Below are 22,746 nucleotides of genomic sequence, written 5' to 3'. Positions count from 1 at the left end.
GTCCGCCGCGAACTCGACCGGACGACTCTAGGCCTCCAGCAACGGCCTGTACTCCTCGGGCAACTGCTGTTCGATGTCGGCGAACTCCCCCGGACTGACCGCCTCTCGCAGCACGCTCACCACCGACTTGGCATGATGCACCGCGTCGGACAGCTCGCTCCCCTCGCGTTCGCTCACCCGCTCGTAGAACTGAGCGAGCTCGAGCCGTTCGAACTTCTGCCCTTCATGACGGAGGTATTCGCCGATCTCGCGGGGCAATTGGGCTGCAAGATCGTCCGCCTCCCCTCCCGCGAGTCGTTCGGCGAGCGTTTCCAGGGTCGCACGGGTAGCCCGTTCCACGTCGTCGCGAGAATCCAGATGGCCGCGGTTCTGAACCAGTCCTATGAACTGCTCGTGAGTCATCCAGCACCTCCCGGGCAAAGGATATTGCCGCAGGAAGGCAGTTTGTGTGGACGGGCCCCTAGTCGCACCGGCCCTCCTTGCCTAAGATGCGCCACGACCGAAGTACGAACCAGGGGGTGTCGTCATGGCCAAGCTACAGCTGCTGGTCCCGATGGACGGAACAGAATTCAGCCGAACGATAGAGCCTCAGATCACCAAGCTCTTCTCTCCCGACGCCTGGACCATCAGGCTGCTCCACGTTGCGAGGGTGCCGGTCGATCCCGGGACCGCTGCCTACGATCCGGCGACGGTGGGGCCCGACTACCGTCTCTATATGTACGGCTACGAGATGCCCGGGGCGACGCTCCACCCGCTCTACGACGAGGAGCGCCTCGAGGAGTTCCGGCAGATGCTGGAGAGCGACCTTCAGGACGAGGTCAGACTGTTCGAGGCGCACGGCTACGAGGTGAGCGCGGCGGTTCACTTCGGCGAGCCGGCCAACGCGATAGTCGGTTTCGCAGAGGAACAGGGGGTCGACCTGGTGGCGATGGCTACGCATCATCGCAAGGGCTTCGACCGGCTGCTGCATGGCAGTGTCGCGAGACGAGCCCTCGATCACCTCTCGATCCCTGCCCTGTTGCTGCGGGTCGAGGAGGGCGAGGAGGACCGTCGGACGGAGCGAGTGCCGCCGGCGCAGGTTGACGAGACGACTACCAGCGGCTACGTGGCCGGGGGCTCGACCGCCCGGATGGCGACGGACGGGCGGTCGGACGCGTCGTATCGCCGTGGCGCGGAGCGGGACCAGGCGCCACGCACCGTCGCGGAGCGGGACGGCTCGGAGCGAGGCGATCCGGGCGCCCACATACCGCGAGCGGCGAGGGAGGGAATCTCGGTGCAGAAGGATGACAACATCGTGACCCCAGCAGAGACGTCACCCGCGAAGCTAGGCGGCATCCCGGGCCGCGGCGTCCTCACCATCCTCTTCGGGGGCGGAGACGAACCGGTGAGCACCCAGGGCAGCTGGTTCCCCGAGGATCCCGGGATCGACCTGACGGTGCTCGAGGAGGCAGCCCGGAACGAGCGATCTCTGATCTTCGAAGGTCGCTGCGTGGACGCCGAGACGGCAGGCCACGACGATCAGGGCGGAGAGAAGGTTCGTCGACTGGTGCAGGTCACCTCGGTGAGGCAGTACCAGGACTACGGCGGCCACGCGAGGACGCTGGTCAGCTTCGAACTGGTGGGGGAACCGGACATGACCGATGTGCCGGATCAGTACACCAAGGAGGAGTTCGACGCGCTGAGCATCGAGCAACTCACCGACATCACGGGGCTCGAACCGCCTCCGGGTATGGACGCCCAGGCCGAAGCGAAGTTCCGAGCCAAAGCCTGGGACAGCTACCGGATCGACATAGAGCACCGCGACGAGTGGGGCACGGCCAGGCAGAGCACTCCGCTGCCCCACGGGGAGTAGCCGGTGCATCCCGACCCGAAGAAGACGGACAGCTCACTGCGCGGCAACGAATCGCAGCGCCGCCAGCGGTCGGTTCACAAGGTGCGGCTCGGCGAGCTGTCCTCACTTACCGAGGAGGAGATCTCTACGATGGTCGCGACCGGCGACATCGAACTTCTGGTGAGGCGCAGCGACATCGCAGACGATTCAGAGGGCGGCTGGAGCCACCGGATCAACAGGCTGTTCGAGCGGGTCGCGACGAGCCTGGACGGGGCGCCGGAGCACGAGAACCGGACCATCATCGTCAATATCGTGGCGAGTGGGGCGGGGCACGGGCACCACTGAGAAGTCCTCCCCGAAGCCCGAGGCCGACGGATAGCTCGTACTCGACCGCTCGTTCAGGATCGCTCGTACTCGACCGCTCGTACAGGATCGCTCGTGCTCGACCGCCTGCGTCGCTTCGGGTCGCTCGTGCTCGACCGCCTGCGTCGCTTCGGGTCGCTTGGGGCCGCTCCGGGAGCGGCCCCAAGCGCTTGCTATACTCCGGCATGAGCACCAGGAGTGACACCGCCACGCTGCCGCGCGACGAGCAGCTCTTCTCGCTGATCGACCAGGAGTACGAGCGTCAGCGAGACGGCCTCGAGCTGATAGCTTCCGAGAACTTCACCTCGCCGGCGGTGATGGAGGCAGTGGGCAGCGTCCTCACCAACAAGTACGCCGAGGGTTACCCGGGCAAGCGCTACTACGGCGGCTGCGAGGTGGTCGACCAGGTCGAGAGGTTGGCGATCGAGCGCCTCAAGACGCTCTTCAGGGCCGAGTGGGCCAACGTGCAGCCGCACTCCGGATCCTCGGCGAACCTGGCCGTCTACTATGCCCTGCTCGAGCCCGGGGACACGGTGCTGGGTATGGACCTCGCCCACGGCGGCCATCTCACCCACGGCTCGCCCGTCAACTTCTCGGGCCTCAACTACCGCGTCGTCGGCTACCCCGTCGACGAGGAGAGCGAGGTCATCGACTACGACACCCTGCGCAGCCTCGCCCTGGAACACAAGCCCAAGCTGATAATCTCGGGCGCCTCGGCCTACAGTAGGTTCATCGACTTCGAGCGGTTCAGGGAGATCGCCGACGAGGCGGGCGCCCTGCTCATGGCCGATATCGCCCACATCGCCGGGCTCGTCGCCGCCGGACTCCACCCCAGCCCGGTTCCTCACGCGCACGTCGTGACGAGCACCACCCACAAGACCCTCCGCGGCCCGCGCAGCGGCATCATCTTCGGCAACGACCTGGAAGTGGGCAAGAAGGTTGACCGGATGATCTTCCCCGGCACTCAGGGCGGTCCGCTCGAGCATGTGATAGCCGGTAAGGCAGTTGCCTTCTTCGAAGCGCTTCAGCCGGACTTCAAAGATTACGCCCAGCAGATCATCGACAACGCTCAGGCGTTGGCATCGGCACTTCAGGAGCGCGGCTATCGGATCGTTTCCGGCGGCACAGACAACCACATGTTCGTTATCGACCTGCGACGGCAGGAGCTTACCGGCAACGAGGCCAGCAAGCGGCTCGACAGGGTCAACATCTCGGTGAGCAAGAGCATGATCCCGAACGATCCCGAGAAGCCGTGGGTCACCTCCGGGATAAGGATAGGTACGCCGGCGATCACCACCCGCGGTTTCGCACCTCGCGACATGGATCGGGTCGCCGACCTGATCGACAGGGGGATCAGGGGCGAGGACCCGGAGGAGTTGAGGCGGCAGGTCATAGAACTCGCGCGCCGGCACCCGATGCCTGGCGCATGAAGACAAGGACGCGGCTCCCTTCGACTCGACCTCGAGGCTGAGGCACGCCCTCAGAGGAGGGTCCGAACGCCCGCGGTGTCGTGAACCCAACTCGCCTAGGTCCCCGATCCAGGAGCGCACCCGGTCCTGGATCCGCACGAATGCGCCACGCCGAAGCTCGATCAACTGAGTCCCCGGTCCAGGGAACACCCCCTCTCGGATCCGCACGAACGCGCCACGCCGAAGCTTGATCAACTGAGTCCCCGGTCCAGGGAACACCCCCCCTACAGGACCCGTACGAACGCGCGTGCATGAGTGCTCGGATCGGAGGGCGGTGGATGCGTGAGAGTTGGGCCAAGACCAGGGCAGAGTAGGCAGCAATTGAAGCTACCTCGGCTACGACCGAGTTGGAACCGGCGCCAGCCCACAGGGATCTGGCGGAAGCAGCGAGGCCAACCCTGGTGGCCGGCAAAGGCCCTTCGACGGTAGGTAAGAGTGCAGAACTGCTAGGCCCGGTGCCTACCTTATGCACGCGCGTTCGTAGGGGCGTCGGATGGGGGGTACCCCTGTCGGGGTTCGTAGGGGCGCCGGAGTACCCCTGCCGGGGTTCGCAGGGGCGTCGGATGGGCGGTACCCCTGCCCGGGGTTCGTAGGGGTGCCCGGATGGGTACCCCTGCCGGGGTTCGTAGGGTCTCGGATGGGCGGCACCCCTGCCGGGTTCGCAGGGTGTCGGATGGAGGGCACCCCTGCCGCGGCGCCGCTGCCGGGGTTCGTCGGGTGTCGTATCGTCGCACCCCTGCCGGGGCGCGAGGAGCGAACCGGGGAGACCCGCGTGGCAGGCGCCCAAAGTCACGCGCGAGGACCATATGATTCCGGGCGGTGAAGCGCGAAGGCTCGTGGTAGCCTGAATCGTTTGGCTTCCGGCAGCCAGGAGCCGGGGCGCGAGTTCTGCCTCTCAGCGAAGTACGAGAACAGCGGCAGCAGCGCCGATGGTGGGCCCTCACGATATGACGGGTCGAGCGATGCAAGCGGAGGAATGGCCATGTACAAGATCTGTCTGATACCGGGCGACGGCATCGGCAACGAGGTGGTGCCGGCCACCCGGCGGGTGCTCGAGGCGACCGGACTGGAGTTCGAATTCACCGAAGCGGAAGCCGGCTGGGACGTTTTCCAGAAGCGCGGTACCAGCGTTCCCGAGGAGACCATCGAGCGGATCCAGGAGTGCCACGCAACTCTTGCCGGCGCCTTCACCAGCCCCAGCCGGAAGGTCGAAGGGCACAAGGGGGCGATCCGCTACATGCGGCGCAGGCTCGAGCTGTTCGCCAACCTGCGACCGGCCCGCTCTCGCCCGATTCCCGGATGCTTCCCCAACGTCGACATGTTGATGGTGCGGGAGAACACGCAAGGGCTCTACGTCGAGCAGGAGCGGCGTTACGGCGATACGGCCATCGCCGACGCGGTCGTCACCCGGCAGGCCAGCGAGCGGATCGCGAAGGTCGCCCTCGAGCAGGCGATGAAGCGCCGCAAGAAGCTGGCGATCATCCACAAGGCGAACGTCCTCCCGCTCACCTCCGGCCTCTTCCTCGAAGCCGCTCGAGAGGTGGCTCAGGGCTATCCGGAAGTCGAATCGTACGACGTGATCGTCGATGCAGCGGCGATGAAGCTCGTCCGCGACCCGGCCTCGTTCGACGTGCTGGTCTCCACGAATCTGTTCGGTGACATCCTCTCCGACCTCATGGCGGGGCTGGTCGGCGGCCTGGGCATCGCTCCGAGCGCGAACGTCGGCACCGACTACGCGGTCTTCGAACCCGTTCACGGCTCGGCGCCCGATATCGCGGGCAAGGGGATAGCCAACCCCATCGCCTGCATCCTTACCGCGTCGATGATGCTCTTCCACCTCGAAGAGGTCCAGGCCGCCGAACGGATCGAGCAGGCGGTGGACGCGGTGCTGGAAGACGGTCCGCTCACCCCCGATCTGGGCGGCAAGGCTACGACGGAAGAGGTCGCCGACGCCGTCATCTCTGCCCTACGGGACTGACGGTGGCTCTAAGGGAGCTGTCAGCTTCCTGGTATAACGTTTCAGAAGCGTGAAATTGGCCATGCCCCCCGCCACCGCCGAACCCTGCCGAGAAGGTTCCTGAATGTACGCCCTCCAGCAGGCGATGCGCGCCATCCGTTCCAACTGGGTGGCGAGCGTGGCCACCATCACGACCATGACGCTGTCTCTGACCATCCTGGCGGCGTTCAGCCTCACCAGCCTCAACCTCAACCTGGTCCTCTCCGACCTGCAGAGCGAACTGCAGATCTCGGCGTTCCTCAGTGACGACGCGAACCATGCCGCGCTGCTGGAGGCGATCAAACAGTGGCCCGAGGTCGACGCGCAGCGGGTCTTCTTCATCTCGAAGGAGCAGGCGCTTTTCGACCTGGTGAGCGATCTGCCGTCGCTACGGGAGGGCGCGGCGCTGGTGGAGAACCCTCTGCCGAACACAATCGAACTGCGTCTGCTCGACCCGGCGCAGACGCCGGAGGTGTCGCAGCGACTCCAGCGTCTGCCCGGCGTCGTGGGAGTGATCGACGGCTCCGAGGCGGTCGACATCTTCCTCGCCATCAACGACTCGCTGCGCATCGGCGGCTCGATCCTCATAGTGATCCTGCTCTCCAGCGCGCTCTTCGCGATCGTCAACTCGATCCGGGCCGCCATCGCCGCCCGCAGCGAGGAGATCGAGGTCATGCGGCTGGTGGGCGCCACCCGCGGTTTCATCCGCTTGCCGTTCCTCATCGAAGGCTTCCTGCTGGGCCTCTTCAGCGCGGTCATCACCCTCGCGCTGGTGATACCGGGCTACGAGCTGATCGTCGACCGGCTCTCCCAGGAGTTGCCGTTCATACCGCTTGTCCGCGACCCGGCGCTGCTCTCCCAGGTCGCTCTGCTCCTCACGGCGCTGGCGCTGCTCGTGGGCCTGGTGGGGTCGGCCATCAGCGTTTCCCAGCACCTGCGTGAAGGGAGTTGAGCGTGAGACGAGGAGCAAGCAGAGCGCGCGCGATCGTCATCGCCCTCCTCTGCCTGCTGCTGCTCAACCCGGCGCCCGCCCAGTTCGAGCTCGACACCAGCCGTCGGGAAGCGCTCGAGGCCGAGATCGCCGACTACCAGGAGCTGCTCGAAGCTCGTGAGGCCGAAGCCTCCGCTATCGAGGAGGCTCTCTCCCAGACCAGCAGCAACCTCCAGGCGCGGATCGCCGAGCGGGACGAGGTGAGCAGCCAGCTCGCCGGTCTGCGCAGCAGGCACGAGGCGCTGCGGGAGGAGATCCGCCTGCTGAACGAGCAGCTGGCCAACACCCAGGAGCGGATCAACGGCCTGCTGGAGGATCTGGAGATCCTCAAGGCGCGCATCTCGGCCCTGCTCGTCAACCTTTACCAGCAGCGGGCGGGCCGTTTCGCGGGGATACTCTCGCAAGCCGAGTCGTTCCACGACCTGCAGGTGAAGAACGTCTACCTCTCCCTGCTCAGTCAGCGCGACAACCAGGTCGTCGAGAATCTCGGCGCCACCCTCGACCAACTCTCCCTGGCGCAGCAGCAGCTACGCGATCAGCTAGCAACGAAGGAGGCCGCCGAGGCCGAGCTCGTGGCCAACGAGGAGCGGCTGGAGGAGGCCGAGGCGCGTCTGGCATCGATCATCGCCGAGCTGGAGTCGACTCGGGCGGGACAGATGGCGCAGCGCCAGTCGCTGATCGAAGCGCAGGAGGAGATCGAGGAGACGCTGGCGAACCTCGACCAGCAACTCGACGACGAGATCGAACGGTTGCGGGCCGAGGAAGCCAGGCTGCGGCGCGAAGCGGCCGAGGCGTTCCTCGACGAGCGGTCTCGCCTGCTCGAGCAGGCCGATGAGCTCAGGCAGCGGCGTGAGAACCTGGAGATGCCGCTGACCGCGGCGCCATCCGGCTACGTCTACCCGCTGGCCGGCCACTCGATACTGAGTGAGTACGGCGAGGACAACAACTCTTACATGGCGCTGCGAGCTCCGGTTCCGAACGCTGCCGTGGTGGCCGTGGCAGACGGAGTCGTGCGCGGTGTCGCGTTCCTCAGCGCCAACGACGGCTACATGGTTTCGGTCGCCCATAGCGACAGGCTCTCGACGGTTTACACCAACCTGCGGCCGCCGATCGTACAGGTGGGCGACCGCGTCACCAAGGGCGAGGTGATTGGCAACCTGGGGGGCAGCACGCTGGTGGCTCCCGACGTGCTCAAGTTGTGGGTGCAGGTGACGGAGAACGGCCGCTCCGCGTTCGTCGACCCGGCGGTAGCGCTGGGCTTCTAGCGTCGGGCCGGCGGTGGCGCGGCACTGCTAGCGTCGACCCGGCGGTAGCGCTGGGCTTCTAGCCTCGGCCCGGCGGTGGCGCGGCACTGCTAGCGTGGACCCGGCGGTGGCGCGGCACTGCTAGCGTCGGGCCGGCGGTGGCGCGGCACGTTAGCGTGGACCCGGCGCCACCGCAGAGCTGCCAGGTCGCCGGCTTCGCCTCGCGGTTAATCCGCATGCAACCTGGGGCCACTTACAATGAAGGAGTGACCGCAGGCAGCGAGCTCGGGGGGACGCCATGAACTGCGCCTCCTGCAGCACGACCAACCCACCGAACGCGCGTTTCTGCATCATGTGCGGAGAGCAGCTGCGGCCCGCCGGCAGCCGCGAGCGGCGCCGGGTGACGGTCGTGTTCATCGACCTGACGGCCTTCACCACCCTGACCCTCGGCTTCGATCCGGAGGAGCTTCGCGACCTCGCCGACGAGGTGCTCACCGTCGTCGCCGGCGTCATCGAGGATTACGACGGCTACGTCGATGCGTTCCGGGGGGACGGGCTCATCGCCCTCTTCGGCGCGCCGCGCTCCCACCCCGACGATCCTCAGCGTGCGGTGCTCGCCGCCGCAGCGGGTCTCAGCGCCATCGAATCGATCGGAGCGGCCAAGGGGTACCCGCTCAAGGGCAGGGCCGGCGTCAACACCGGGATCGTGATCGCCGGCGCCGTCGGCTCGGGCAGGGTCCGCGACTACACCGTGATGGGTTCGACGGTGAACCTCGCCGCCCGCCTCGAAGCGGCCGCGATACCGGGCGAGGTCTGGGTCGGACCCGAGACGTTCGAGTCCACCCGCCACCGGCTGGTCTACCAGGAGAGCCCGCCGGTACGGCTCGCCGGCTTCCCCAACGTCAGGCACGCCTACCGCCTGGTCTCGACCCTCGAGCATTACGACGTCGACCCGTACGCTCACCTGCAGTTCGTCGGCCGGGAGGCCGAGCTCGAGCGGCTGCGGGAGCGACTCTCGCAGGTACGGGTCAGCGGCAGAGCGCATCAGCTGTGGCTGCTGGGCGAAGCCGGGAGCGGCAAGACGAGGCTCCTCCGGGAGTTCTTCCGCGGCGCGACCGCCCAGGGAGCGCGCGCCATCTGGATCTCGGGCAGTTCCGAGGGGAGCAGCGCCTGGCAGCAGCTCGGCCGGCAGCTCCTCGGCCTGCAGGATGGCGAGGAAGCCCGGGTCCGTCAGCAGAAGGCGCAACAGCAGCTGTCGGCGCTCCTGCCGGGGGAACCGCGCATGCACGAGCGGATCCTCGCCTCGCTCGAATGGGCCAACGGCAACGGTCGGGGCGCCAACGGGCGCGGGAGGTCTGCCGCCTCGGCCTGGGCCGAACTGCTGGGCAGGGCAGCGCGTGAGGCCGAAGCTGGCCTCCTGCTCGCGCTCGATACCGGTTCGCTCGACCCGGAACTCTCTCAGCTGCTCGAGCTGATCGCCTCTGCCGAGGCGCCGCTGCTGCTCATCAGGACCAGCCGTGGCCTGGAACCCCCTGCGGGAACCGACGCCTTGCAGCTCGGTCCACTGAGCTCGGAAGCCAGCAAGCTGTTGCTCGATCAGCTGGCGAGCCCGAAACTGCGTGTGGCCACGGAGTCGTTGATCCTCCAGGTGGGCGGGGTTCCTGCCTACATCATCGAGCTGGGCCGGGCGCTCTCGACCACCCGTTCCGGCACCTTCTCCGGATCGTTGGCCTCGCTCCTGCAGGCGCGACTCGACCTGCTGTCGGGCCCCGAGCGACAGGTGCTCGCGCTGGCCGCGCTCTCCGGGGAGCGCACCTGGGAGCGGATGCTGCTCGAGCTGTCGGAGGGCGGGGGCAGCGACCCGTTACGGCGCTTGCTCGCCGAGAATCTGCTGGTGCCGGACGCCTCGCCCGGCATCCCCGGCGAGGTGGCGTACCGCTTCCAGAGCGAACTGCTCCGTCATGCGGTGCTGCGGATGATCCCCTTCGGCGACCGGCCGGTGCTCCACCTGCGGATCGCCACCTGGCTCGAACAACACGCTCCGCTGGCCCTCTCCGAACTCGTCGGTTACCACTTCAGCGAGGGCGGCTCCCCCGAGGCGGCCTACCCCCACTACCTGGCAGCCGCCGACCTAGCGGCCTCGCAGGGAGACCAGCGTTACCGCGAGCTGTTCGAGGAGTTGCTCGACCTCGAGCTGCCGCCGGCGCTCATCGCGCAGGGGAAGCTCGCCTACGCTCAAGCGGCCCTCTCGCTCGGCGACGTGGAGCGCGCTGCCTCGTTGCTCGACGGGGAACTCCTGGCGGATGGCGAAGCCACGGAGGAGTTGCATGCGGCGCAACTGCAACTGCGCGCCGATCTCGACGCTGCGAGGAGCAAGGAAGCCGCCCAGTAGCCGGCTCCGCTCCAAGGTGAGGATGTTGCGGGGTCAGGTCTTGGCGTGCGGAAGCGAGAGCGGCGGTAGCACGGACTCTATCCGGGCCCGCTGAGGCTCGAGCCAGGGTGGCAGGATCAGCGACTCGCCGAGCCTCCGCGGATCCTCGTCGACCGCGAAACCGGGCCCGTCGGTGGCCAGTTCGAAGAGGACGCCGCCCGGCTCCATGAAGTAGACGGAGCGGAACCAGAACCTGTCGATCAGCTCGGTCGGGCGCCGGCCGGCGGCGGCCACCTTCTCGCGCAAGGCCAGTTCCGCCTCTACGTCGGTAGTCCGCCATGCGATGTGGTGGACGCACCCGACTCCCCAGGAACCGCGCGGGGCGTCGGGCAGAACGCGGATGTCGAGCAGAGCCCCCGAGCCGCCGCCGGACACGCCGAAGCGGTGCCAACCGGCCTCCTCCCCGAGAGCTTCGAAGCCGAGCACCTCCTCGAGGAAACGGGCGGTGGGGCTAAGCTCCCGCTCCCAGAGTCGGGCGCTGTGCAGCCCCCGGATCTGCTTGTCGGCCGGAACCGGGCTTTCGTGCCAGGGGGCGAAGGGCCTGTCCTCGTTCAGCTCGACGAGTGCGAGCTCCTGGCCATGCGGGTCGCTCAGCCTCAGCGACCGCTCGCCGAAGCGCACCTCGCTGTCGCCCACCGCTACGCCCGCCGACTCGAGCCGTTCCCGCCAGTATCCGAGGCTGCCGGCCGGGATCGCGAGGGAAACCTCGACCGTGAGTCCCACCCCCTTCCGGGGTGGCGCAAGGTGCGCCCACGGGAAGAAGGTCAGGTCGGTCCCGGGCCTACCCTCCGCGTCCGCGTAGAAGAGGTGGTACGTACCCGGGTCGTCCTGGTTCACGCTCCGCTTGACGAGGCGCATGCCCAGGATCCCGCTGTAGAAGTCGAGGTTCTCCTGAGCAGGGCCCGATATGGCGGTGATGTGGTGGATCCCGTGAACCGTCATGAGCCAAGGTTACGGGACGTTCAGCTCAACGACTTGGTGCTCGTTCCAGCGGAAGCCGGACGGCGTTCGGATCAGAACCAGTCGACGACGAGGTCTGGGCGGGTCCTCTGCTCCTGGCGGTTCACTCTCAGCGCCGGCCTGCGGCTGCTCCGCCTGCTGGGGACGAAGAGTGGAACTGCCACTCTGCGCGGTACTACGCCGACAGACGGTTGCGGATCGCCATCGCGGCGCTCGAGCCAGTCGTTGATCGCGACGAGGAGGCTGCCCACCACTATGACGGTGAAGAACGACACGGCGGCCAGTAACAGCGGGCTAAGCATGCTCGATCCTCTCCGAACTTCCTGCACGGTCACTGCTGGGGGCGTATCCGTTCATGTGCTATATTGTATGCCTTAGTTATTAAGGTGTCAAGTGTTGCATCCACCGCGTTCGTGACCACCGGTTTTCACGAGGCGATGCGCGCGCGGTAGACTCGTTCCGGCCCGAGTCGGGCGGACCTTATGCTGATTCCCCTAGACGAGATCCTCGCAGCCAGGGAGCGGTTGGCGCCCTACCTCGCGCCTACTCCCCTCAAGCGGGCCGACAGCTACGGCGGCCGGCTGGACGCTACGGTCCTGCTCAAGCTCGAGCTCTTCCAACCCACCGGCGCCTTCAAGGTGCGCGGCGCGCTCAACGCCCTCCTCTCCCTCGACGAGGCCGCCAAGGGCCGGGGAGTCATTGCCTCCTCCGCCGGCAACCACGGACTGGGCCTCGCCTACGCCGCCTCCACGCTGGGCCTGCCGGCCACCGTGGTGCTGCCCGCCAGCGCCCCCACGCGACGGGCGAAGCTGATCGAACGTCTCGGGGCAACGGTGATCGCGCACGGCGAGGATTGGAACGGCGCCAACGCCAGGGCGCTCCAGCTCGCCGAGGCCGAGGGTCTCACCTACGTGAGTCCGTTCGACGACCCGGCGATCATGGCCGGGCAGGGAACGATCGCGCTGGAGCTGCTCGAGCAGGCGCCGGACGTAGAGATCGTAGTCTGCGCCGTTGGCGGTGGTGGCTTGATCTCGGGCGTCGCGTCGGCGTTCGCGGCGCTGCGGCCGGACGTGAGGGTCATCGGCGTCGAGACCGAGGGCGCCGACTGCATGGCGCGGAGCCTGGCCGCCGGAACGATCGTCGAGCTGGAGCGGTTCAGCTCGATCGCCACCAGCCTGGGCACCAAGCGCACGCAGGAGCGGCCCTTCGGCATCGTTCGGGAGGCGGTGGAACGGGTCGAGGTGGTGTCCGACGTACGGGCCCTGGAGGAGTTGCTGGTGTTGCTCGACGAGGAGAAGCTGCTCGTCGAACCGGCCGCCTCCTGCACCCTCGCGGCGCTCGTCGACGGAAAAGTTCCGGACGTCGCCGGCGCCGTCATCGCGCCGGTGATGTGCGGGGCGAACGTGACACTGGAGCAGGTGCTGGGGTGGCGCGAGTCTCTGCTGGGCGAGGCGGCCAGCCGGTAGCCGTGGGTGGGCTGGAAGCCGGCGACCCCTGGGCAGAAGTTGTGGTTCGATCTAGCTGAGCCGCTTGGAGGTAGGCAGAGATGGAAACGTGGATCTGGGTCGTCATCGCGCTTCTCGTGGGCATCGCCGTGGGCGGAGCCGGCGTCTACCTGTACGCCCGGCGGCGCTGGGCCGATGCGGCCCGGGCAGAGGAGCTGCAGCGGGAACTCGACGGCTACAGGCAGGAGGTGAGCGATCACTTCGTCCAGACGGCGGGGCTGGTCAACGACCTCACCCGTTCCTACAAGGCCGTCTACGACCATCTCGAGCAGGGTGCCTACCGTCTCGTGGACGAAGAAACGCTCAGGAAGCAACTCGGTGACGTCGAAGCGGAGACGGTCAGACTCGAGTTCATCGGCAGGCGGAACCGGGCAGCGGTACTCGGCCCGAGCAACGGTCCCACGGCCCCGCGGGAAGACCCGGAGCAAGCGGCGGGTTGGGTAACCAGTTCGACGGAGGCCGACCCGGCGGAGTGGGGCAGGGCCGATACGTCCGCCGGATCCGGCTCCGATGAAGGCCGGGACGACCGGGCCGACGACCAGGTCGGCGACAAGGACGACGACCAGGACTACGGGCCGGCCGAGGACTGGGGCCACGGCCCGGCCGAGGACCGGGACGGCGACCGGGCCTATGACCAGGCCGAGGATCAGGCCGGCGATCAGGCCGGCGGAAGAACCGACGAAAAGGCCGCCCGGATGGACGGCCGTAGCGACTAGTGTCTGCCGAGGCTAGATCCGCTTCTCGCGGGGCACCCTCTCGTGGCTGGCGGGCACGAAGCCGATCCCGGCCCCCTCTTCCAACTCCGCCTGTTTCGACTGGAAGTACTGCTCGAGCACGCGTTCGTTCAGCTTGAGCCGCCGTGCGATCTGCTGCTTCCGGGTTTCGCCCTCGGGAACGTTGCGCCGACTCGACTTGCCTGCCTCTGCCGGAACCTTCTTCGTCACCGCTGCCTCCTCACGCGCTGGGAGTGCGCGCCCTCCTGCGTCGACACCGATTCCCCCGGTCGGCGTCCGTCTCGTATCGGAAAGGATGACGGTAGGTTGAGGGCTCCTACTCGAGCCCCTGTCGTCAGCTACGTGAGAGATAGCTAGCGTGGGGGCGTCCGCTGCATCCGGGACCAGATTAGCACTCCGGCCTGAGAAGAAGTGAATATTCAGGGATACCGAAAAGTACCCCGTGATACACTCGGGTACAGAGTGAAAAGTCGCCTTCCAGCCCTCGTTTACACGGTTCTGTGCCTGCTCGCCTTCAACATTCTCTCGGGAGCGCTGGCGCAGGAACGGCACAACTCTCTGGCGGTCGATCAGGAACTGGTGGACGATGCCGGGCCCTACTACTTCATCGCCTACGGCAACTCGACCGACGCCTACGCGAAAGCGACCCTGCTGGCCGACGCGATGGGCCTGGAGATCGGCTACAGCAACGAAACCAAGACGCTGACCTTCAACGGCAACGGCATCACGGCGAGGATGCAGGCCACCTCGGACGTCGACGCCGGACTGGTCAAGCGCTCGGGCGTGCTGAGCGCCAACGGCAAGGATATCCCCTCGCCCATGGCGATCATCGTCGACGGCGTCTCCTACGTGCCGATCGTGCCGATCGCCAAGGCGTACCGGTGCGACTACGCCTGGCACAGCCAGTACCGGCTCATCACGGTCGACATGCCGGCCGAGGCCGAAGACACGGCCGCACCCGAGCCGGCGGCCACGAACGTCGCTGCCGCCGGCGGAACCGCGGCTGGCGGAACCGCGGCTGGCGGAACCGCTGCCGGCGGAACCGCGGCCAGCGGGGCGATACTCGAGGGCTTCCGCGTGGGAGTCCACGACGGCTTCACCCGGGTAGCGCTCGACCTGGGCAGCGTCCAGCAGTACGAGATCGCCGTCCGAGACGACGTCATGCTCATCACCTTCGCTGCGAACGGCACCTCCGGGGAAGCCTGGGAGCAGCGCGACGACAACATCCGCTCGGCCTACTTCACCGAAGTCGCGGGCCGGCCCGCTCTCGTCATCCACGCGCGCCACCCGTTGACCGCCGACGGCAGCGGCTTCCGGGTGGGCACCACCGACCCCAACACCCTATACGTCGACTTCGGTCCCGGCCTCGATGGTTCGGCAGTAGCCCAGCTGGTCACCGACGTAGCCGTGAAGCCGACGACGCTCGCCCAGGCCGGTCAGACCGTTGCGGTGGCTCCCGCGCCGGTCCCCGCCAGGCCGGTCGTCGTGCTGGACGCGGGCCACGGCGGCAAGTTCGCCGGGTCTTACAACGGCAGCTGGCACGAGGAGGACATCGTCCTCAACGTCACCCTCTTCGCCAAGCAGCTCCTCGAGGAGGCCGGGGTCGAGGTGGTACTCACCCGCAGCACCGACACCCATCTCTCCACCGACTACCGGGAGGATCTCTCTGCCCGAGCCGCGTTCGCCACGCCCGAGCGGAACCTGTTCGTCTCGATCCACACCAACTCGGTCGAGCAGAGCTCACCGCACGGGATCGAGACCTACGTCTTCGGCCAGCCCCTCGACCATCGCCTCATCGAGCAGGCGATCGCCGAGAACGGCGGCGGCGACAGGTCGCTGGGCAGGACGTTGACGAACGAAGCCATCGAGGTGGCTAACGAACAGGCCGGTTGGATCTTGAGCGAAACGCAGCTCAACTACAGCCGCCGGCTGGCGCACGCGGTGCAGTCGAGCCTCGTGGAGTCCACCGGAGCCGCCGACCGCGGCGTCAAGCAGGGTCCGTTCTTCGTCATCCGCAACGCCCGCACCCCCGCGATCCTCGTCGAACTCGGCTTCATCAGCAACCCGATCGAGGGGCGCAAACTGGCCAGCGAGTCGTATCAGCGGGAACTCGCCCGCGCTCTGGTCGACGGCATCCTGGCCTTCCTCCAGACCGGCGGCACCATGGCCGTCCGCTGATGCACGCGCCTGCAACGGTATCTCCGCTCTGTGACGGCGCGCGGTAGTGTTAGCATGACCGCAGCATGGCAGCCGCTCCCCGAGAGTGGAACACGGGCACGGCGGACGTCACGGAAGGCGCCGGAGGAGTGGTCGTCAATGACGAGGGGAAGGTCCTGCTGATCCGCCACTTCAACGGCACCTGGGTGTTCCCGAAGGGTCACGTCGACCCGGGCGAAACCCCTCTGGAAGCGGCTCTGCGCGAGGTCGTCGAGGAGGCCGGAGTCGAATGCCTCTGCCCCGATCCGCACACCACCTACACCACGAACTACGTCAACGCGCGCGGCGAGTCCCGGCGGATCACCTGGTACCAGCTCAGCACCGACGCCAGGGAGCCGCAGATGAGCGAGCCGCTCTTCCCCGAGGGGGAGTTCGTCGAACCGAGCGAGGCGCTGGAGAGGCTCTCCTTCTCCGAGGACCGCAGGCTCCTGCGCGAGGTGCTGGGGGTGGGCTCGTGATCAACCGTTTCGCGGGAACGCCGGTATGAACGGTCTCGTCGGCAGCGGGAGCTACAGCCAGGAGGGGTTGCTGGAGCTGGCGCGCGGGCTGGGCTGCAGCGGGACACTGGCCGTCCGCTTCTCCGCCGGAACCCGCCTGCTCCTCATCGACGGAGGGAAGCTGAAGAACAGCTTCGAGGTTGGCGCTCCCGGCGACCCGAGCGAGATGGGCGTCGAGTACCACTTCGAACCGGCCCCCAGCGCCGCCGATCTGCCGCAGCTGTCGACCCCCTACCCCGGCACGGTGCTGGCGGTGATGAAGGCGCTCCCGATGTTCGGACCCGCCCAACCGCTACCGCCCGGACTGGTCGACCTGAGGGCGCTCGTGAACAGGGCCCGCGAAGACAGCCTCACGGCAGCGCTCGCCGTGGAAGTCGAGAAGGAGCACGGCATCGCGCTCTTCCACCGCGGCCGCATCGGCGCCGCCTACTTCGAGAAGGGCGGGCACGTCTGGGAGCACAGCGACGCTCTGCGGGCGATCTACCGCTACAGCCTCGAGGCCGGCAGACCGGCGATGCAACTCCACCACACCGACGACGCGATGATGCGGAGCCTCCTGGGCCTCGCCCTCGAGCGGCGCGCCGCAGCCGGGGATCCGAACTCGTTCACCGGCATCACCGCCGGCGAGGGCGGCTTCACCTACTACTGCGACGGCCGCGCCTACCTGCATCAGAGCGCTCCGCTGAAGGGCGTCACGGGCCGTTTCACGCCGCTCGAGTCGGTACCCGACCTGGAGTTACCCGACGACCCGCCCGGCTGGGAGAGCCGCCGCTACGACCTCACGCTGAGGGGCCGGGACGCCCTCAACCCTATGACCGAGCTGTCGATGAGCTTCACTGACGATTACGGGCAGAGCGGCCGCCGGGTCCTGGAAGCGGTCCGCCGAGGTCTGACCATCGAGGACGCCGCCGCTCGCCTCGACCTCGACCTGCAGGCCCTCAAACCGTGGCTCGAGCGCCTCGAGGCCGACGGGCTCATCCGCCCCCGGCGCTGAGGGGAACGGCCGGAGAGCGCCTGCGTGGTACCCTGCTAGTTCGTATGTTCCGGACCCTCGACCCCAGCCCCCGGGAGCGACCGTGAGCGAGAACTACGACGAAATCTCGCTGCGCGACCTCTACCTGATCCTCAAGCGCGGCCTCCCGCTGATCGTGCTCGTCGCGGTACTCTCCGCGGCCGGAGCGCTCCTCTACCTGGCCCTGCAGACGGACGATTACCAGGCCGAGACGACCGTCCTGATAAGCCCCACGCCGGTGAGCGTCCAGGGGACCGAGACGAGCAAACTGTCGCTCTCGGAGGGGAACAACATCAATTGGGAGACCTACCAGACGATCGCCTTCAGCCGGGCTGTGCTCGAGGATGCGACCAGCAGGCTGGGCCTCGAAGGGGTGGACGTCGACACCCTGCGCGGCAACGGCGAGCTCACCCTCCTGGCCGGACCCCAGAACGCCAGCCAGGCGGCCTCCCTCACCATCTCCCACGCCTTCACCCACCACGACCCCGAGGTCGCAGCGGCCGTTGCGGACGCATGGGCGGCCGCGACGGTGGACACCGCCGGCGCCAGCACTCTGGCGAGGCTCGAATCGCTCCGGGACGCTACTGCCGCCCAGCTGGAGAGCCTCGAAGAGGAGCTGACCCGCATCGAGCAGCAGTGGCAGGATTTCCAGTCGCGGGACGAGAGCGCCCTCATCGAATCGCGGCTCCTGGGGCTGGCCGGCCGCATCCCGCTCAACGAAGCGATCCTCGAGGAGACCGAAAGGCAGATAGCCACCGTCCGCGCCCAGCGCCAGGCCCTCGCGTCGCTGTCAGACGCCGGTGCGGGTGAAGGCGGGTCGGATGGCGCCGGTTCCGGTGCGGGCGCCGGTTCGGATGCGGGCGCCGGTTCGGATGGCGCCGACGCTCCGGATGCGGGCGCCGACGCTCAGGCGGCGCTGGCCTTGCTCGAGGAGGAGCTCGCGCCGGAGACGGTCGCCGAGATAACCGCGGCGTTGCGGTCGAATGGCGTCGCCGACGCCGACCTGGTCACGCTGGTTCGGCAGGTCGAGCTGCAGAGGCTGGCGTCTGAGGAGGCGGGGCTCATCGCCAAGCGCGACGAACTGGACCGCCAGCTCGACAATCTGCGCGAGCAGGCGCAGGAGTTGCGCGAGCGGCAGGCCGGACTCGTGCTCGAGCGCGACCGTCTCGAACGGCAGTTGGAGATCGCCCAGGCCGCCCACAGCGAACTGGCTGAGCTCGAGCCGATCATCGAGTACATCTACCAGCTCGCCCCGAGCAACGCCCGCATCCTGAGCCACGCCTCGGTCCCCACCGACCCGGTGGGCCCCCGCCGCGCCCTGGTGGCGGTCCTCGCGGCGCTGGTGGGCGGGATGCTCGCCCTCCTCTTCGTGTTCCTGCGCGCCGCGGTCGCCGAGCCTCCGGTCGAACCGCGCGCTCACGAGCCCGAACCAGCCCGACCGAGTCCGACCGGGCCCTGAGCGATGGCCGCATCTGCCGGCACCGCTCCCGATCGCGACCACGCCGACCTCACCGTCGCCGTCATCCACTACGAGACGCCGCAGCTGCTCGACCGCTGCCTCGACTCGCTCACGTCGGCCGCCCCGGCCGCCAGGCTCCTCGTCATCGACACGAGCGATCGCCATCCTCTCCCCGACGAGTGGGCCGCCACCCACCCGGCGGTCGAACTCGTGCGGGAGCGGAATCACTCCTACTCGGCGGCCGTCAACGCTGCGCTTCGCCGGTGCCGCACGAGCAGATTCTGTCAGCTGAACGCCGACGTCATCGTCGAGCGATGGACTTTCGACGAGCTGGAACGGGCGATGCAGGCGAGCGGCGCGGCGATAGCCGGGCCGCTCGCCCGGGACGGCGAAGGCCGCATCCAGCGCAACGGACTCCCCTACCGTTGGCACCAATGGCGAGCACGCAGGTCGGGGAGCTGGCATTACGCACCCTGGCTCTCCGGCTGCCTGCACTACGTTCGCATGGAGTCTGTCGAGAGGGTGGGCGGCATGGACACCAGTCTGCGCTTCTACAACGAAGACCTCGAGTGGTGCCTGCGGCTCCGCGCGGCGGGTGAGAAGTGCGCGCTGGTGAACACCTGGATCACTCACCTCGGCGGCAGTTCGACGCCCTCTTCCGCCGAACCGATCGTCGAAGGGATGCGGGGCGGCTACCTGGTCACCCGTCGCTACCACGGCCCGCTCCTGCGCACACTGCATCGCTGGGGAGTCTTCGCTTCGACCTCCGTACTGGCCCGCGTGGCACGCACGGCTCCCGAACGCGAGGCCTACCGGAGGGTGGCAGCGATGATGCTGCGGAACGACGTGGAGGAGAGTCCCTTCGGGGAGAGTCTGGGGAGCGCCAACCCTACGTTCGGCGCGACCCCCGCTACGCTTCGCCGCGAGGCCCGCGCGGATCGATGAACTTCCGCTTCACGCCCCTGGCCATCCCCGACGTGGTCCTCATCGAACCGCGGGCCTTCCCCGACGAGCGCGGCTACTTCATGGAGAGCTACAAGGAGAGCGCCTTCCGCGAGGGCGGCTTAGGCGTCCGCTTCGTGCAGGACAACCGCTCGCTCTCTAAGCGTGGAGTCGTGCGAGGACTCCACTACCAGCGCCCTCCACACGCTCAGGGCAAGCTGGTGTCGGTAGTCGAGGGCGAGATCTTCGACGTGGCGGTCGACCTGCGACCGGGCAGCGAGACCTTCGGCAGTTGGCTGGGCGAAAGGCTCTCGGCGGAGAACAGGCGGATCCTCTGGATACCCGAGGGGTTCGCACACGGCTTCCAGGCGCTGAGCGAGACGGCCCACGTCTGCTACAAGACGACCAGCGAATACGCCCGGGAGGCCGACGCGGGCGTGCGCTGGAACGACCCGGAGATCGGCGTCGAGTGGCCCCTCTCGCCCGCCATCCTGTCGGCCAAGGACGAGTCGTTACCGGGACTCGCCCAGGTCCGCCTGGACTTCGCTGAACTGGACGCACGATGAAATTGCTCGCCCTCGATCCTGAACGCAACCTCGGTGCTGCTAGATTGGCCCCGAGGTACCTATCCGTATGACCCGCCCCATCATCGCCGTCCTCGGCGGCTCCGGTCAGCTCGGAACAGACCTGGTCGAGGTCCTGCGCCAAGACGTCCGGTTCGACGTCGTGGCCTTCTCCCGCGGTCAGCTGGACGTCACCGACGCCCAGGCGGTCGGGCGCGAGATAGTTGCCGGCCGATTCGAAGCCGTGATCGATACAGCGGCGATCACCAACGTCGACTGGTGCGAGGAGAACGGTGCCGAGGCGATGGAGGTGAACGCCACCGGGGCCTACCTGGTCGCACGCGCCTGCCGGGAGGCGGGGAGCAGGAACGTGTTCGTGAGCACCGATTTCGTTTTCGACGGCGAAAAGGAGGGCCCGTACGACGAGGCGGACGAGCCCAGGCCCATCAACATCTACGGCGCCAGCAAACTGGTGGGCGAGCGAGTCGCCCAGATCGCGGCGCCCGACAGCCTCATAGTTCGCATCTCGAGCGTCTTCGGCAAGGCGGGCTCCCGGGGCAAGGGCGGGAACTTCGTCGAGACGATCCTCGAGCGGGCGCGAGCCAACCAGCCTCTGCGAGTGGTCGACGACACGGTCATGTCGCCCTCGTACACGATGCACGTCGCCCGGGCGCTCGCCGACCTGCTCGCAACCGGAGCGACCGGCCTGGTACATCTGAGCAACCGCGGCAGCTGCAGCTGGTTCGAGTTCGCCAGCCGCGCGCTCGAGCTCGCCGGCATCGACGCCGACATCACCGCGGTCGGGTCCAGCGAGTTCGCGCGGGCGGCCAGGCGGCCGAGCAACAGTACCCTCGAATCGGCCCGGCTGAAGGGTCTGATCGGGCGCGAGATGCCGCACTGGCTGGACGCGCTCGAGGAGTATCTGCAAGAGAAGGGGTATCTGGTCAATGAAACGGTCGGGGAGGCTTTCGCTTCGGAGGATCCGTCATGAAAGGCATCATCCTGGCCGGCGGGAGCGGCACCCGCCTCTACCCGGCCACTGTGGCAGTGAGCAAGCAGCTGCTTCCCGTCTACGACAAGCCGATGATCTACTACCCGCTCTCGGTGCTGATGCTCGCCGGCATCCGCGAGATCCTCGTCATCAGCACGCCTCACGACCTCCCCATGTTCGAGAAGTTGCTCGGCGACGGCGACCAGTGGGGGCTGAGGCTCTCGTACGCCGAGCAGCCGAGGCCCGAGGGACTGGCGCAGGCCCTGATCATCGGCGAGGAGTTCCTCCAAGGTGACCGGTTGGCGTTGATCCTGGGCGACAACATCTTCTTCGGTTACGGGATGACCGGCATGCTCGAGCGGGCAGCCGCCCGCGAGAAGGGCGCCACCGTCTTCGGCTACTACGTCAAGGACCCCGAGCGATACGGCGTCGTGGAGTTCGACCCGCGCGGCCGCGCAGTCAGCATCGAGGAGAAGCCGAAGAAGGCGAAGAGTCACTACGCGGTAACCGGCCTCTACTTCTACGACAACCGCGCCGTCGAATTCGCCAGGGCACTCAAACCGTCGCCACGCGGAGAACTCGAGATCACGGACCTGAACCGGCGCTACCTCGAGCGCGGCATCCTGAACGTCGAGAAGATGGGCAGAGGGATGGCGTGGCTCGATACCGGAACACATGAGAGCCTGCTGCAGGCCAGCAATTTCGTGGAGACGGTCGAGGCGCGGCAGGGCCTCAAGATCGCCGTGCCCGAGGAGATCGCCTACCGCAAGGGGTGGATCGGCCCGCGGCATCTGCGGAACCTGGCCGAATCGATGCAGAAGAACTCGTACGGCAAGTACCTGCTCGACCTGGCCGACGAAGCGGTTGTGGACTGAGTTCGGCACTCACCGCGACCCCTCGATCGTATGCGCTTCGTCATTCCCGCGGTTCGCGGTTGGCTTACCGGCCCCGGGTGGCGGACTTTTGCCGTGCCCTCCTAGGCGCCAGCCCGCCCCGGGAGGCCTATGGGCCCCCCGACTCCCTACGGTAACGTTTGCAGAGAGTCCGCGAGCGGGCGAGAACGCGTAAATGCCGTCCAATACGCAGTTGATGGCGTCACGAAAGTCGCGCCTGTTCGAAATCGGACGGTGGGCGGGCCACGGCGGGCACCTCTACTCCGACTCGTTCGAGGTCGAGGCAGCGATCTCAGAAGATCCGCGCTTTCTGCTCGGGCTCCCTTCGGCCCGGAGCGCCGGCGCGCCGGAAGCTGTGCAGGACGGCGAAACTAGGTTTCTTCTCTGCCGACGAGCTCGACCGCCGTACCTCTCGATGGGTCCGGCCGGCCGGCCCAAATTGCATATCACCTTGCAAGCCCGTATGCAAACGTTGCCGTACGGGCGCGGGAGGGGGTTGCCATACGGACGCGAGACGGAATTGCCGCACGGGCGCACGAGGGGGTTGCCGTACGGGCGCACTAGGGGGGGTTGCCGTACGGACGCGGGAGGGGATGGTGCCCGCGGCCGGCGGCGAACGCCGCATCGAACCGAAGACCTAGTCACCTG

Annotated in this window: 21 protein-coding genes; 17 read left to right on the top strand and 4 right to left on the bottom strand. The window is 67.6% G+C overall.

The window, feature by feature from the left end; translation table 11 throughout:
• Positions 1–27 precede the first annotated feature (27 nt).
• Positions 28–402, bottom strand: coding sequence for a DUF2267 domain-containing protein (locus VF168_06895; GenBank protein HEX7003895.1), 375 nt, complete (start codon positions 400–402; stop codon positions 28–30).
• A 124-nt stretch (positions 403–526) separates the two neighbouring features.
• On the opposite strand from VF168_06895, the gene VF168_06890 reads away from it, so the two are divergent.
• The 7 genes from VF168_06890 to VF168_06860 all read left to right on the top strand — a co-directional run bounded on the left by VF168_06890 (position 527) and on the right by VF168_06860 (position 10,286).
• Positions 527–1,852, top strand: coding sequence for a universal stress protein (locus VF168_06890; GenBank protein ID HEX7003894.1), 1,326 nt, complete (start codon positions 527–529; stop codon positions 1,850–1,852).
• Between the two features lie 3 nt (positions 1,853–1,855).
• Positions 1,856–2,176 (top strand): hypothetical protein, encoded by a 321-nt coding sequence (locus tag VF168_06885; GenBank protein HEX7003893.1) that lies wholly within the window; start codon positions 1,856–1,858, stop codon positions 2,174–2,176.
• A gap of 203 nt (positions 2,177–2,379) precedes the next feature.
• A complete protein-coding gene (glyA, locus tag VF168_06880; GenBank protein HEX7003892.1) occupies positions 2,380–3,624 on the top strand; it encodes a serine hydroxymethyltransferase in 1,245 nt (414 codons plus the stop codon).
• A 1,021-nt stretch (positions 3,625–4,645) separates the two neighbouring features.
• Complete coding sequence (locus tag VF168_06875; protein ID HEX7003891.1) at positions 4,646–5,641, top strand: isocitrate/isopropylmalate dehydrogenase family protein; 996 nt, start codon at positions 4,646–4,648, stop codon at positions 5,639–5,641.
• A gap of 103 nt (positions 5,642–5,744) precedes the next feature.
• Positions 5,745–6,611: a permease-like cell division protein FtsX gene (locus VF168_06870; protein ID HEX7003890.1), complete on the top strand. Its 867-nt coding sequence runs from the start codon at positions 5,745–5,747 to the stop codon at positions 6,609–6,611.
• Positions 6,612–6,613: 2 nt separating this feature from the next.
• On the top strand, positions 6,614–7,915 hold the full coding sequence (locus VF168_06865) for a peptidoglycan DD-metalloendopeptidase family protein (protein ID HEX7003889.1): 1,302 nt from the start codon (positions 6,614–6,616) through the stop codon (positions 7,913–7,915).
• A 277-nt stretch (positions 7,916–8,192) separates the two neighbouring features.
• Positions 8,193–10,286: an adenylate/guanylate cyclase domain-containing protein gene (locus VF168_06860; GenBank protein ID HEX7003888.1), complete on the top strand. Its 2,094-nt coding sequence runs from the start codon at positions 8,193–8,195 to the stop codon at positions 10,284–10,286.
• A 33-nt stretch (positions 10,287–10,319) separates the two neighbouring features.
• Here VF168_06860 and VF168_06855 read toward each other — a convergent pair whose 3' ends face one another.
• Both VF168_06855 and VF168_06850 read right to left on the bottom strand, forming a co-directional pair.
• Entirely contained in the window at positions 10,320–11,267 is a 948-nt protein-coding gene (locus VF168_06855; protein HEX7003887.1) for a ring-cleaving dioxygenase, read from the bottom strand.
• A gap of 71 nt (positions 11,268–11,338) precedes the next feature.
• Positions 11,339–11,587, bottom strand: coding sequence for a hypothetical protein (locus VF168_06850; protein HEX7003886.1), 249 nt, complete (start codon positions 11,585–11,587; stop codon positions 11,339–11,341).
• A 180-nt stretch (positions 11,588–11,767) separates the two neighbouring features.
• Here VF168_06850 and VF168_06845 point away from each other — a divergent pair, with 180 nt between their 5' ends.
• Complete coding sequence (locus VF168_06845; protein ID HEX7003885.1) at positions 11,768–12,751, top strand: threonine/serine dehydratase; 984 nt, start codon at positions 11,768–11,770, stop codon at positions 12,749–12,751.
• Positions 12,752–12,831: 80 nt separating this feature from the next.
• Positions 12,832–13,506, top strand: a complete 675-nt coding sequence (locus VF168_06840) for a DUF1043 family protein (GenBank protein HEX7003884.1) — start codon at positions 12,832–12,834, stop codon at positions 13,504–13,506.
• A gap of 12 nt (positions 13,507–13,518) precedes the next feature.
• On the opposite strand, the gene VF168_06835 is transcribed toward VF168_06840, so the two are convergent.
• Positions 13,519–13,734, bottom strand: a complete 216-nt coding sequence (locus VF168_06835) for a hypothetical protein (GenBank protein ID HEX7003883.1) — start codon at positions 13,732–13,734, stop codon at positions 13,519–13,521.
• Positions 13,735–13,986: 252 nt separating this feature from the next.
• Here VF168_06835 and VF168_06830 point away from each other — a divergent pair, with 252 nt between their 5' ends.
• The 8 genes from VF168_06830 to rfbA all read left to right on the top strand — a co-directional run bounded on the left by VF168_06830 (position 13,987) and on the right by rfbA (position 22,080).
• The gene (locus VF168_06830) at positions 13,987–15,702 is read left to right on the top strand and encodes an N-acetylmuramoyl-L-alanine amidase (protein HEX7003882.1); all 1,716 of its coding nucleotides are present in this window, start codon (positions 13,987–13,989) and stop codon (positions 15,700–15,702) included.
• A gap of 65 nt (positions 15,703–15,767) precedes the next feature.
• On the top strand, positions 15,768–16,199 hold the full coding sequence (locus VF168_06825; protein ID HEX7003881.1) for an NUDIX domain-containing protein: 432 nt from the start codon (positions 15,768–15,770) through the stop codon (positions 16,197–16,199).
• Positions 16,200–16,224: 25 nt separating this feature from the next.
• On the top strand, positions 16,225–17,232 hold the full coding sequence (locus tag VF168_06820; GenBank protein HEX7003880.1) for a hypothetical protein: 1,008 nt from the start codon (positions 16,225–16,227) through the stop codon (positions 17,230–17,232).
• Between the two features lie 82 nt (positions 17,233–17,314).
• Positions 17,315–18,709, top strand: coding sequence for a GNVR domain-containing protein (locus tag VF168_06815; protein HEX7003879.1), 1,395 nt, complete (start codon positions 17,315–17,317; stop codon positions 18,707–18,709).
• Between the two features lie 3 nt (positions 18,710–18,712).
• Positions 18,713–19,654 carry a glycosyltransferase gene (locus tag VF168_06810; GenBank protein ID HEX7003878.1) on the top strand — a complete coding sequence of 314 codons (942 nt, stop codon included), beginning with the start codon at positions 18,713–18,715 and terminating at the stop codon, positions 19,652–19,654.
• On the top strand, positions 19,651–20,217 hold the full coding sequence (rfbC, locus tag VF168_06805; GenBank protein ID HEX7003877.1) for a dTDP-4-dehydrorhamnose 3,5-epimerase: 567 nt from the start codon (positions 19,651–19,653) through the stop codon (positions 20,215–20,217). The genes VF168_06810 and rfbC overlap by 4 nt, the downstream gene beginning before the upstream one ends.
• A 67-nt stretch (positions 20,218–20,284) precedes the next feature.
• Positions 20,285–21,205: a dTDP-4-dehydrorhamnose reductase gene (gene rfbD, locus VF168_06800; GenBank protein ID HEX7003876.1), complete on the top strand. Its 921-nt coding sequence runs from the start codon at positions 20,285–20,287 to the stop codon at positions 21,203–21,205.
• On the top strand, positions 21,202–22,080 hold the full coding sequence (gene rfbA / locus VF168_06795; protein ID HEX7003875.1) for a glucose-1-phosphate thymidylyltransferase RfbA: 879 nt from the start codon (positions 21,202–21,204) through the stop codon (positions 22,078–22,080). Before rfbD ends, rfbA begins: the two co-directional genes overlap by 4 nt.
• Positions 22,081–22,746 lie beyond the last annotated feature (666 nt).

The sequence above is a fragment of the Trueperaceae bacterium genome (assembly GCA_036381595.1).
Classification (GTDB): domain Bacteria; phylum Deinococcota; class Deinococci; order Deinococcales; family Trueperaceae; genus DASVCN01.
This window is presented reverse-complemented; position numbering and strand designations above follow the sequence as displayed.

Excerpts from the sequence above, each read along its gene's own strand:
- VF168_06895 (HEX7003895.1), bottom strand. The coding sequence starts at position 402 with ATGACTCACGAGCAGTTCATAGGACTGGTTCAGAACCGCGGCCATCTG.
- VF168_06890 (HEX7003894.1), top strand. The coding sequence starts at position 527 with ATGGCCAAGCTACAGCTGCTGGTCCCGATGGACGGAACAGAATTCAGC.
- glyA (HEX7003892.1), top strand. The coding sequence starts at position 2,380 with ATGAGCACCAGGAGTGACACCGCCACGCTGCCGCGCGACGAGCAGCTC.
- VF168_06875 (HEX7003891.1), top strand. The coding sequence starts at position 4,646 with ATGTACAAGATCTGTCTGATACCGGGCGACGGCATCGGCAACGAGGTG.
- VF168_06870 (HEX7003890.1), top strand. The coding sequence starts at position 5,745 with ATGTACGCCCTCCAGCAGGCGATGCGCGCCATCCGTTCCAACTGGGTG.
- VF168_06860 (HEX7003888.1), top strand. The coding sequence starts at position 8,193 with ATGAACTGCGCCTCCTGCAGCACGACCAACCCACCGAACGCGCGTTTC.
- VF168_06855 (HEX7003887.1), bottom strand. The coding sequence starts at position 11,267 with ATGACGGTTCACGGGATCCACCACATCACCGCCATATCGGGCCCTGCT.
- VF168_06850 (HEX7003886.1), bottom strand. The coding sequence starts at position 11,587 with ATGCTTAGCCCGCTGTTACTGGCCGCCGTGTCGTTCTTCACCGTCATA.
- VF168_06845 (HEX7003885.1), top strand. The coding sequence starts at position 11,768 with ATGCTGATTCCCCTAGACGAGATCCTCGCAGCCAGGGAGCGGTTGGCG.
- VF168_06840 (HEX7003884.1), top strand. The coding sequence starts at position 12,832 with ATGGAAACGTGGATCTGGGTCGTCATCGCGCTTCTCGTGGGCATCGCC.
- VF168_06825 (HEX7003881.1), top strand. The coding sequence starts at position 15,768 with ATGGCAGCCGCTCCCCGAGAGTGGAACACGGGCACGGCGGACGTCACG.
- VF168_06820 (HEX7003880.1), top strand. The coding sequence starts at position 16,225 with ATGAACGGTCTCGTCGGCAGCGGGAGCTACAGCCAGGAGGGGTTGCTG.
- VF168_06810 (HEX7003878.1), top strand. The coding sequence starts at position 18,713 with ATGGCCGCATCTGCCGGCACCGCTCCCGATCGCGACCACGCCGACCTC.
- rfbC (HEX7003877.1), top strand. The coding sequence starts at position 19,651 with ATGAACTTCCGCTTCACGCCCCTGGCCATCCCCGACGTGGTCCTCATC.
- rfbD (HEX7003876.1), top strand. The coding sequence starts at position 20,285 with ATGACCCGCCCCATCATCGCCGTCCTCGGCGGCTCCGGTCAGCTCGGA.
- rfbA (HEX7003875.1), top strand. The coding sequence starts at position 21,202 with ATGAAAGGCATCATCCTGGCCGGCGGGAGCGGCACCCGCCTCTACCCG.